Annotated in this window: 4 protein-coding genes; all 4 read left to right on the top strand. The window is 42.8% G+C overall.

What is annotated here, in order from left to right:
* Positions 1-2304 (top strand): non-ribosomal peptide synthetase (locus BN3772_RS11585; protein ID WP_157643581.1); only part of this gene is annotated, 2304 nt, incomplete at its 5' end.
* A gap of 58 nt (positions 2305-2362) precedes the next feature.
* Entirely contained in the window at positions 2363-3610 is a 1248-nt protein-coding gene (gene fabD / locus BN3772_RS11580; protein WP_042199543.1) for an ACP S-malonyltransferase, read from the top strand.
* A 14-nt stretch (positions 3611-3624) separates the two neighbouring features.
* Positions 3625-8319, top strand: a complete 4695-nt coding sequence (locus BN3772_RS11575) for an SDR family NAD(P)-dependent oxidoreductase (protein WP_042199541.1) — start codon at positions 3625-3627, stop codon at positions 8317-8319.
* Positions 8320-8354: 35 nt separating this feature from the next.
* Entirely contained in the window at positions 8355-13130 is a 4776-nt protein-coding gene (locus tag BN3772_RS11570; protein ID WP_052380466.1) for an SDR family NAD(P)-dependent oxidoreductase, read from the top strand.
* The last annotated feature ends 10 nt before the right edge of the window (positions 13131-13140 follow it).

Raw genomic sequence — 13140 nt, 5'->3', positions numbered from 1 at the left:
GGATTCAATGATACGGCTGTAGAGTATGCACGAGACCGGACTGTTGTAGATCTGTTTGAGGAGCAGGTTAAGAAAACACCTGATGAGATTGCAGTCGTTTTTCAGGAAGAACGACTGACGTATGCGGAACTAAACCGGAAAGTTAATCAAGTGGCATGGAAACTCCGCCGACTGGGGATAAGACCAGATGACCGGGTTGCCATCATGACCGAGCGTAGTATCGAGATGATCGTCGGGATCTATGGAATTATGAAGGCGGGCGGTGCCTATGTACCGATTGATCCTACTTTTCCAGAAGAGCGTATCCAGTATATTCTGGAGGATTGTCGGCCCAAAGCGGTGCTTCTTTACAAAACGGATTTAAATACTGATCTTTCTGTTCTCGATCTTGCAGATCCTTCGATTTGGGAAAGTATGTATGAAGATCTGGATAAAGTAAACAAGCCCGATGACTTGGCCTATATCATTTATACCTCGGGAACTACTGGTCAGCCTAAGGGTGTCATGCTGCAGCACCAAGGCATTACAGCCATGCGTATCTATCTGAAGAATCTATATCAAGTAACCGATCAAGACAACGTTCTGCAATTCTCCAATTATGTCTTTGACGCTGCAGTGTGGGAAATGACGTTGTCACTCCTGCTTGGTGCAAGGTTGACGTTAATCACGAAAGAGTTAATTGCGGACACCGGAAGATTTAATGAGTTTGTTAACCAGAGTGGAATCACGTTGGCCTTGTTGCCGCCTCAGTACTATTTGCAGACTCAGCTTACAGGCTTGAAGGTGCTCACGACTGGCGGTTCGGCATCCAATGCAGCAATTATTCAAAAGGCGGGCAGCCTTTGCAGATATGTCAATGCCTATGGACCAACAGAAAACACAGTACTAGCTACACACTGGGAATATGACGGGAAAAGTGACATCCCGCATCCGGTCCCGATAGGCCGGCCGATCTCTAATGTACAAGCCTATATTATGGACGGAATGAATTTATGCGGAATCGGGATACCCGGTGAATTGTGTTTTGCAGGGGATGGTTTAGCTCGAGGGTATCTGAATATGCCGGAATTAACAGCCAAGAAATTTATTGCCAATCCATTTGGAGCCGGCAAACTATACCGGAGCGGAGACTTGGCCCGCTGGCTGCCTGATGGAAACATCGAATATCTTGGACGAATTGACGAGCAGGTCAAGATCAGAGGGTTCCGAATTGAGTTGGCTGAAATCGAAAGTGTGATGCGTAAGCTGGAACACATCGTTGATGCAGTGGTAATCGCAAGAAAAGATGAGCGTGAAGACAACACTATTCAAGCCTATGTGATTTCCGATGTTCAGGTTAATCCGACCGAGATTAAGAATGCACTCAAAGGTGTACTGCCAGGATACATGATTCCTGCCTTTATCATGCAGATTGATAGTCTTCCAGTTACCAGAAGCGGCAAGTTGGATAAAAATGCTTTACCTATGCCTGACTTAGATCTATTCCGTAAGACCAATCGATTTGTAGCTGCTAATAATGAATGTGAGCACATCCTGAGTAATATCTGGAGAAGCATACTTCATTTCGACGAAATCGGCATTGATGATAACTTTTTCGATTTAGGTGGAAATTCCTTGCTGATCACCGTCATGCTTTCACAAATTGAAAAGCAGTACCCTGGGGTTGTAAAAGTTGGTGATGTATTTGCAAATCCAACCATTGCACAGCTTGCCGAACATATTGAAATGAGCAGTTTGGAAACTATGTCCTGCTCGCAGATTTCGTTCCCTGATTCTTATTTTAAGCAGTCCAACAAAGTGCTTCGTGATTCTATGGTCAAAGTCACGGATAGCGGCAGCCTGTATCAGAGTATTAAAGCAATGTATGATGCCGATGAATTCAAATTATATGAATTTCTGTTGTTCTCTTACAGCTATTTGTTGTTTGATGCGACTGGCCGGCAACAACTTGCGGTATGTACTGTCAATCAAAAGGACTATGCCTCCTTTAAAGTAGAAGCTGAAGAAGACCTGAATGTTCTTATGGAGACTGTCCATCAGAACTATCAGGATGCAACTAAATTCCATAGAGCGAAGATCCACATCAAAAGCGCGGAAAAAGGTTTGATGCCAATTTTTCTCTACCGATTCAGTGGTAACGAACTATACAAGGACTATTATGATTTCTCCCTTTCCTTTGATATTGGAGAAGATTCTGTCACATTTGCTGCTGAGATTTATAACAAAAAAGTTTCTGAGCAAAAGGTAGAAGAGTTATTGAGGGGATTGATTCAAATCGTCCATTACCTGTTGGAATATGCATAAAAAAAATATGAAGGGTGGGTAGACTAGCCCATACATCTTATGGGCTAGTCACTAAATTATGACTAAAAAGGCAATTGTATTTCCAGGGCAAGGTTCGCAGTATGTTGGAATGGGCAAGAAATTGTGTGAGAACTTTAAAACAGCATCCGATGTTTTTGACCAAGCGAGTGAAGCGTTATCCTTGGATATGAAAAAAATGTGCTTTGAGGGTGAAAAGTCAGAATTGACACTCACATACAATGCACAACCGGCTATTCTAACCACCAGTGTTGCAATGTTCCGGGTCTTTATGGAAGAAGAAGGGGTTAAACCTGATCTGATGGCCGGTCACAGCTTGGGGGAAATCTCAGCGTTGACTTGCGCTGGTGCTATCAATTTTGCTGATGCGGTTAAGATTGTGAGAAGACGAGGGGAATTCATGCAGCAGACGATTGCCCCCGAGCTCGGCTCAATGGTAGCTGTATTGACCCGAGATATCAATAAGCTTGAAGAAATATGCAGATCGGTATCGGGAAAGGAGGGGATTGCCAGCATCTCCAACTTCAATTCGATAACTCAAACCGTGATCTCCGGTAATCGAAATGCAGTAGATCAAGTGGTAACGATGTTGGAGAAAGAGGATATCAAGGTGAGCCGACTAAATGTCAGTGCACCCTTCCACTGCGAGTTGATGCAGCCTGCTGCAGAGCTTTTCAAGGAGGAACTGGCCAAATATACGTTCAACGATCTCCAATATTCTGTCCTTTCCAATGTAACAGCAAAACCCTATGGGGGAAAAGAAGACATTGTTGAGAATCTGACTGCTCAGATTGTAATGCCTGTACAATGGGTCAATTGCATGATCTATGCCAAGATGCTGACGGTACAGTATGCAGTTGAGCTTGGGCCCGGTAATGTTCTGAAAAACATGATGAAGGGGATTACGTCCGATCTTCCAACCTTCTCTTATGATAATCCTTCAGAAATAACGGCTCTAAAAAAATACATTCAAAACAAATATATTCCGTTTCTGTCGAGAAGCTTGGGAATCTCCGCAGCAACCCGGAATTTCAACTGGGATGAGGAAACATATCGTAAGGGTGTTATCGAACCATATAATCACATAAATGATATCCAGCAGCTTATTGAAAGAGAAAACAGAGTAGCAACCAGCGAAGAAATGCAACTGGCAATTGAAATGCTGCTCAAAATGTTTAGCACTAAGAAAACTCCGCGAGACGAACAAATTGCAAGATTCAAGCAATTGTTTAATGATTCGGGTACCCAAGGTTTATTCAAAGATTTTGACTATAGCATGATCAATTAAGAGGGGGAATCTCTATGGATTTGAATGCTTTAAAGCATCTTTCGATTCTTCCCGATTCCAGTGATGTTCCTGTATCTGCAGCCGCCGATGTTGGGGGGAATGACATTGCTATTATCGGTATTGACGCAAAGATCGGAAGTGCCAAAAATGTCGAGGAACTTTGGGATTATTTGAGTAATGGTTTTGATCTGATACGGGATTTCCCGGTAGAACGCTGGAAGGACGCTAACCAGTTCTATAAATTAAAGTTTAATAGGCAATTGCCTGAAGAACTGACCCCATGCTCTTATATAGATCGGCTGGATATGTTCGATGCCGGATTTTTTCAGTTGTCTCCAGCAGAAGCGGAATTAATGGAGCCGGCTCAACGGCTGTTTCTTGAATCTGCCTGGACTGCTTTGGAGGATTCCGGATACGGTAAAGGGATTCTGAATGGAAGCAAAACCGGAGTTTTTCTGGGGTACAACAATCCACAAAATCCATACAATATGGTGGTTGAAGAGACTGATAATTATATGTATGGCGTGGCGGTGTCAGGAAATGTGGATGCAATTATCGCGAGCCGAATTAGCTATTTTCTGAATTTAAAAGGTCCGGCAGTTAATGTTGATACATCTTGCTCTTCATCGTTAGTAGCTGTTCATCTGGCTTGTCAACAAATTAGAGATGGTGAGGTATCGATGGCGTTGGCGGGTTCTGTACGCTTGAAGACATTGCCTCCTCATCAGCATGGAAAGAAGATGGGAATCGAATCCTCTTCCGGCAGAACCAAAACATTTGATGACCGCGCAGATGGTACTGGTATAGGGGAAGGCGTCATCTGTATCGTCCTTAAATCGCTCCGTCAGGCCGTACGGGATCGCGATAACATCTATGCTGTAATTAAGGGCAGCAGCATCAATCAGGATGGTGCATCCGTCGGTATCACAGCTCCTAATGCGGCTGCACAAGAAGAAGTCATCAAGGCAGCGTGGAAGGATGCGGGGATTAATCCGGAAACGATCACCTATATTGAAGCGCACGGTACCGCTACTAATTTAGGAGATCCAGTCGAAATTAATGGTATCGAACGGGCATTCGGAAGTTTTACAGACAAGAAGCAGTTTTGTGCAATCGGTTCAGTGAAATCAAATGCCGGTCATTTAGACTGCGCTTCGGGACTAGCAGGCTTGGTGAAAGCAATCTTGATGCTGAAGCACAAGCAATTACTGCCTACTCTTCATTTTGAGGTGCCTAACCGCAAGATCAACTTTATATCGTCCCCGGTTTACATCAATGACACATTGGTGCCCTGGGATACGGAATCCGGTTCGAGAAGATGCGGGGTCAGCTCTTTTGGAATGAGCGGTACGAACTGTCATCTGGTCCTGGAAGAAGCACCTGTGTTGCAAAGAATGGAAGAAAGCACAGCTCCAGTAAGATTGTTGACCGTCTCTGCGAAGAACAAAGAGGGGGTTATGCGTCTGATAAAGGATTATCAGACCTATCTCCGGCGGTTTCCAGATTGTAGTTTGGATGATTTCTGTTATACGGCTAATCTCGGTCGTGGGCATTACAATTGCCGGTTTGCGATGATTCTCGATTCAATCGATGATTTTTCAGACCAAGTATTTGATATTCATCAGCTTACTAATGAGCGTTATTTGTACCGCGAACATAAAGTGACAGATGTAGAACTGCAGATAGAGGGATATATTACTTCTTCTTTGAAAAAGTCATTAACGGAGCAGGCAAATCTATTAATCGAACAGGTCCATGAGGAGCAGGATGCCAATTTATATGGGCAGCTGCTGCAGAAAATCTTAGACCTTTATGTTCAGGGAGCAGACATTCAGTGGCAGCAGTTTTATAAAAATGAGGTTCGGTATAGAGTGAATATTCCTACATATCCCTTTAATTATAAACGTTACTGGATTAACTTCCCTGAAAAAGAAGTTCCACCATTGCAAAATAAAAACTTGGAGAAGCTTCATCCCTTGGTTCATAAATGTGTTCTCGATACTCATCAAATGCAGGTGTATGCCACTGATATGAGTATAGATAGCTGTTGGGAACTGAAATCTCATAAGATCAACGGCGTGTATGTTTTACCTGGAACTGCATTTATTGAGATGGCCCAGTTTGTCAGTAACCGATTTTTGAGAAAAAATCATTTCGAGATTCAGGAATTATCCTATTTAGTCCCATTTGTTTGTAAGGAAGATGAAGTGCGGATTGTTCACACGCTTGTAAAAATGGAGAATTCTGAGTTGAGCATCTCATGCTACAGCAAAAATAATGATGAACATGAGTGGACGCCTCATCTGGAACTGAGGGTGAGTGAAGAATGCGAACAAGTGCGATTCACTTTGCAGGCAAATGAAATTATTGACCGTTGTAAAAAGGCCGATACGGCGACAAAACCAAACACGCTGTCGATCGTTGAGATCGATGGAGAAAAGTGGGGCCACTTAAAGGACGTCTATTTAAATGACAATGAGGTTTTGCTTCACCTTGAACTGAATTCATCCCTTACACAGGACATAAAAAATTACTTTTTATTTCCGTCCATGTTGGACCCGGCAATAAATGGAGGGAATTTCCTCCTGCAAAGTGTGTATTTGCCGTTCTCTTGTTCAAAAGCCAGGTTCTATGAGGCGCTTCCGGAAAATCTGTACAGTCACATTAAAAGAAAAACTTATGGAAACGAGTCGGATGAATTTGCAGCCTTCGATATCACACTGTTGACGGAAAATGGGCGGGTTATTGCCGAACTGGAGGACTACAGCATTAAGAAAGTGCATCAGCCGGAATCTTTTATGAGGAAAGAAAACAGCCAATTAGACATGTACCATGCAACGAGCTGGGTTTCTTATGAAAAGACACACGAAAATGCCTTGATGTTACCTGATGATGAGGATCTCCTTTTAGTATTGCATCGGCCTGACCAGAAGTTCAGTCCGCTGATGGAAGCACTGCAGCACCGGTTTGGTCACCGCATGGTAGCGTTCCAGCTTACTGGAGATAATGATTTTGAAGGCTGGCTGAATCTATTTCCTAAAGAGAGAATCAAGTACATCGTACAACTGGCGTCACTTTCGATGGAGGATGTTCAATCAGTTCATGATGTTATGTATGAAACAAAGATTATTTTGAAAAGCACATTTGACCTGATTAAAGCACTGCTGAAACAAGACGTTAGGCAAGAGATCCGCCTAGTCTTGATGACGTCAAATGCGACCATCGTAACGGGTGATGAAGATCAAGTATATCCAATTTATCGTGCACTGGCCGGGATGGGGGCTAGCATTGGAGAAGAGTACGCTAACATTAAAACTCGCACAGTGGATTGTGATAGAAATACGGAGATAGCGTCCCTCCTGGATGAATTGTTTTATGATGAAAAAATGTACGCGGTGGCTTTTAGAGATAACAAGAGATATGTAGAACAGCTAGATACGGTTGCTTACTCCGAGCAGCTGGCTGAGAAAAAGCTGCAGCTCAATGATCAGGGAACTTACATCATCACGGGCGGATTAGGCGGCATGGGACTAGCGATCTGCAGATATTTGTTTAGTGTAAATCCGGCGATTCGCGTCATTCTTCTGAACAGGACTTTTTCCCGTGAGATGTTTATGGCGTTAAAGGTACATGATGATATCTTCTTGCAGAACAAGATCGATGAAGTAAATAAACTTTGGTCGGATGGGAAAGATTTGAATATTTTACAGACGGATATCGCTGATTATGGACAGTTGAGGGAAACGTTGCAGGATATCCGGGATCAGTACGGAGCGATCGATGGTGTGATCCATACCGCTGGTGTAGCGGGTGACGGATTCATTATGAAAAAGGATTGGGAAACATTCGAGGCAGTCTTACGACCGAAGGTCTACGGGACATGGATGCTTCATGAATTGACCCGTGATGATCAGCTGAGTTTCTTCGTAATGTGCTCGTCGTTCGCTTCTTTGTTTGGAGCAGCAGGGCAGAGTGATTATATAGCGGCCAATGCCTATCTGGACAGCTTTACATATTATCGTAGAAATTTAGGAATTCCAAGCCTGACCATCAACTGGACAGGTTGGAGTGAATCGGGTATGGCCGTTGCTAATGGTCTGAATGCAAACGGAATGTATGTTCATTTTGTTAAGGATACAGAAGGGGCCAATGCCTTTGCTTACGCGCTGCAAACCGGATTGCCCAGAGTTTTGGTGGGTGACGTCAATTACTCTGTATTAGCATCAGAAAGTCAAGGGTATGGTGAGAAAATAAAGTTCTCTGAAAAAATAGAGAAAAAGCGTGGAGCTGCCACAAAGGTAACTACGACTACTGAGCGAGATCTTCATGATGTTGTCGTGACCGGAAAAAGTATGGATAAACTGACGGAAATTGAAAAGCATGTGATCTCTGCCTGGGTTAAAACGCTGAGTGTAGATGAAGTCGATCTCCATGACAAGTTTTTCGAATCCGGAGGCAACTCATTGTTGGCTGCTTATCTGCACAAGGAATTGAATAAAGCCTACCCGGGAGTAACGGCTATTACCGATATATTTGTTTATTCCTCTGTTTTGGATATTTCTAATTATATCGAGTCCAAGGTGAGCGCAAGTACGAAAAAGCTCGTAATTGAGGAAGAACAGAGCGAAAAGAATCTTGAAAAAATGGTTGCACAGTTTGTCGGTGGCGATATGGATCTAGATCAAATACTGGCACTGCTTGATGAGTAAAAATTGACATTAACTATCTCAAAGGAGTGAATAAGTTGAATAATGTAAAACGGTTTATTTTAGACCAACTAGGCAAACAAATTTTATCGCAGCAGGAAGCGGTACAATTATTAAGTGAATTGCAGAATAAAGAGACGGAGAGTACGCAGGAAATTGCTATTATCGGTACAGCTTGCAGACTTCCCATGGCGAATAATCCAGAAGAATTCTGGGACAATTTACTGAACGGAAGAACCTGTTTGAGCCCCAAGCCGGCAGACAAGCTGATCTACGAAAAAGTATTTAAAAATAAACATTATGCGGAATTTGTCGGGATGAACCAAATCACCGACGACCATGAGAATTTGGAAGATTTCTTAGGGTTGTTTGTTGAAGATATGGATAAATTTGATGCAAACTTCTTCGGTATCCCTCCGAGAGAAGCGAAATGTATAGATCCAGAACAGCGGGTTTTCATGGAAGTCGCATGGAGTGCGATTGAAGATGCCGGTTATGGGGCGGAGAATATTAAAAATACCAAAACAGGTGTTTTTGTCGGCAAGGATAGTACAACTACAACTGAATATAAGTACATTACTGAATGGGATCAAATGACACTGAGTGGAATCTGGAGCGGCATTCTTGCCAGCCGGATCAACTACATATTCAATCTGAAGGGGCCAGCAATGGTACTTGATACAGCTTGCTCCTCTGGATTAGTTGCATTACATGAGGCTTGCAATTCAATTCGAAATCAGGAATGTGAAATGGCACTTGCCGGTGGGATTTCTATTGGCTCAAAGGGTGCTAAATCGGTTAGTGAAACGGAAAAGGCAGAAGAAGAGGCTAATGGCGTTATGCAGGCTGTCTCATCAAATGATAACCGGGTACGTTCCTTTGACAAAAAGTCCAGCGGTACTGTGTTTGGTGAAGGTGTTGTCGTATTTGTACTAAAGTCGCTCACAAAAGCGGTGAAAGATCGTGACCATATTTACGGTATTATCAAAGGCAGTGCGATTAACAATGACGGTGCTTCTAATGGTCTGACCGCTCCGAACCCGCTGGCGCAAGAGGAAGTGATCATTGATGCGTGGAAACGGGCTAAAGTTGCGCCCGAATCTATTAGTTATGTAGAAGCACATGGGACGGCTACACAATTGGGTGATCCGATTGAAATCCTCAGTCTTTCAAATGCTTTTTCAAAATACACGGATAGAAAACAATTCTGCGGCATTGGTTCTGTCAAGACAAGTATCGGACATACGGTCGGAGCTTCCGGGCCTGCAAACCTGTTAAAAGTATTGTTATCAATGAATCAGCATACGTTACCGCCGAGCCTGCATTTCGAAGAGCCAAATCCGCATATTAATTTTATGGATTCGCCGATTTTTGTAGTCGATAAAGTCACACATTGGGAAGATAATGAGCAGCCGCTTCGTGCAGGTGTTAGCTCTTATGGTTTCAGTGGGACAAACTGTCATATGGTTGTTGAGGAATATCAAGCAGGACAGGACACGAAAACAGGCATATCCAGAAATAATATTCTGACGCTATCTGCGAAAACAGAGACGGCCATGCTTAATATCATCAAGAACTACAATAAATACTTGGAGAATAAAACACAGTTAAATATTGATAATCTTTGTTTTACAGCCAATACGGGACGGGGAGATTACGGATATCGTGTGGCTATGGTTATTAATAGTCTGGAGCAATTGAAGGAAAAGATTGCATTGCTTAGTCAAAGCGGATTGAAATCCATTGAAGACAAACAGATCTTTTATAACAAGAATCACGTTGTATCCGACAAACGCCAGCATAAGCAGGAAGGAGAAATTACTGAAAGCGAGCTTCGCCACATCAAATCACAAGCCCAGAAAATTGCGGATACGTTGAAGGATCGTGAAGAGGACGGAGACTATTGCTCAATGCTTTTAGATTTATGCGCTTTGTATGTTAAGGGGGCTAACGTAGACTGGACCCAGGTATACGCTCAGGGGCTTTATAGTCGTATTCCGCTACCGACCTATCCATTTGATAGAACTCATTACTGGGGCGATGTCAAAATCACAAAAATTGTAAGCGAGGATGCTCCAGCGAACAGTCAGGCACTCCATCCCCTGGTTGAGAGATGTCTTGTCGACTCCATGAGACAAAACATATATCTGATGAACTTTAATCTTAAGAAGCATTGGGTATTGCAGGACCATAAAATTATGGGCGGTAATATACTTCCCGGCACAGCGTACATTGAGGTTATTAAAGAATCATTCCGGCAGTGCTATGACAACGAGAACGTTGTGATTAAAAACATTGTATTCCTTTCTCCGTTGGTAGCTTCTGCTGAAGATGAGGACCTGGAAACTCATATCGTTATTACTAAGGAAGAGGGCGATGCAAGCTTCTCTGTTGTTTCTAGACATGCGAATGCAAATGGTGACACTTGGATTGAACATGCAAGAGGCAATGCGTATTTTCATAACGATACCGTCGAAAAAACAGCTGAATTTAACGCCATTGTGACTGATCCTGAGGTGACTGTGCTTCCGTTAACGACAACGCTGGAAGAGAACGCAATGAACGCTTTTGGGGAAAGATGGAACTGTGTACAGCATTTCTATCAGACTAAGGATGAGGAAGGCTTAACCATCTATACGGAAGTTAAAATTCCAGATAAGTTATCAAAGGATTTGGAAGAGTATGCCTGCCATCCCGGTTTGATGGATACAGCCGTCAATATGGCCACCATGCTGCTTTATCAAGGTGAAGAACACTTCTTGCCATTCTCCTATAAGGGCCTGAAGTTCTATAAAAAGCTGCCGGGGCACTTTTACAGCAGAATCAGAAGAATTCCCAAAGGTAATGATTCCGAAATCATGAGCTTTAATGTGGTGCTTGCGGATATGGAAGGAAACATTATTGCCGAAATAGAAGAAACTTCACTCAAGAAGATCAATAATATCCATGAGTATGTAAATAATTCTTTTTATGGGTTAAGATGGACTCCGCAAGCGGCGGATAAGAGTGAGAGCTTGATTCCCGATGGTGGTATCCTGATCTTTACGGATCAATCCGGGTTGTCAAGTAATCTAGCAGGTAGACTCCAGACATTGGATAACCAACTGTATTTTGTATCCATTGGTGAGGCTTTCGTAAAGCTTGATTCGTCACACTACACCGTAGGTTCATCGGAAGAAGATTATTTGAAGCTTCTGGAATCAATTGGTCCGGAGAAAATCTCAACGGTCTATCATTTGAGTACTATTAATTTTAACCAAACGGATTTTGCCCTTGGACAGTATCCTGTAGCATTAAATGAAGGCTTGTACTCCCTGGCCTACCTGACAAGAAGCTTTTTGAACATGAAAAATAACAATGTGAATTTTGTCTTACTGACTGAAAATGCTCATGCCATTGACAACGAAGAAGCCTATATCAAACCTGCTAACGCATCATTTTTAGCTCTGGCCAAAGCGACTCAAGCGGAATGCCCATTATACACATACAAATGTATCGACATCGATTATCTCACTAGTATTGACACAGTAATAAATGAAGCGCTTCGCATAGATAAGCAAGCCTTCCGTGTCGCTTACCGCAACAATGTACGCTATACCGAAATGCTAGTTACTATAGATGTTCAGCCTGATGATATTAAGGAAGTTAAAATCAGGAATGAAGGAATCTATCTGATCACTGGAGGGACGGGCGGTCTCGGCTTAGAAACTGCATTGCTTTTGGGAGATTCGGGACCATGCAATATCTGTTTATTAGGCCGGAGAAAGCTGCAGGAACGTTCCGAATGGCAAGCTGTGTTAGATAAAGATGAAGACAAAAAAGCATGCAGTTTAATCCGCGGCATTCAGCGTCTTGAAAGCAAAGGATGCAACGTTATTCTACGGTATACAGATGTATGTGATGCTGATCAAATGAATACTATCGTTGAAGAATTAAAGACGGTGTATGGCCGGATCAATGGGGTCGTGCATTGTGCCGGCGTTGCCGGAGATGGCTTTTTATTCCGCAAAGACATGGACAATTTCAATAGTGTCCTTACTCCGAAGGTCTTTGGCACTGTCATTATCGATGAATTGACAAGAGATCAGGAACTTGATTTCTTCATTCTGTTCTCCTCGATGCAAAGTTTGTTCGGCGGGCTCGGTCAAGGGGATTACACAGCAGCCAATGCATTTCTTGATGCATACGCATCGTATCTTTCGAAAAAAGGGTTGGCAGCTCAGACAATTAACTGGCCTGGTTGGAGTGAAACCGGTATGGCGGTCGACTTTCAAGTGGCTGATTCTTTAACTATGTTTAAATCGCTGGATACCCATGTGGCGATTAGTGCTCTGGACAATGTCATGAATTCCAAGTTAAGTAATGTGGTTCCGGGCCAGATCAATCTTGATATGCTCGGGCAAATCGGTGAAGACAATCTGCCTTTCAGACTATCTGAAGATTTACAGAAGAAAGTTGCACGTTATAAGAGAAAGAACAAGGATACAGGAAGTAAGGAAGTAAAAAAACTGCTGAATCCAGAAGACTTATTGATTCTTGGAAAAGGTAAGGAGTACACTGAAGCGGAAAAAAATGTGGCCTACATCTATGCAATTACACTTGATTTAGATGAAATTGATATTTATGAAAATTTCAATTCTATTGGTGGCGATTCCATTCATGCTATGCAGCTGATGAAAGAATTAGGTTCCATCTATCCTGGAATGGTTGACATCTCGGATATTTTCACTTATCCAACAGTAGAAGAGCTTGCGGCATTTATTGATAAGAAAAGAGCTGCGGGGAAGGCGGATACTATTACATTGATGCAATAGTTGGAGTTGT

Origin of the sequence: Paenibacillus camerounensis, from assembly GCF_000723885.1 — a bacterium.
Lineage (GTDB): Bacteria > Bacillota > Bacilli > Paenibacillales > Paenibacillaceae > Paenibacillus_AQ > Paenibacillus_AQ camerounensis.
This window is presented reverse-complemented; position numbering and strand designations above follow the sequence as displayed.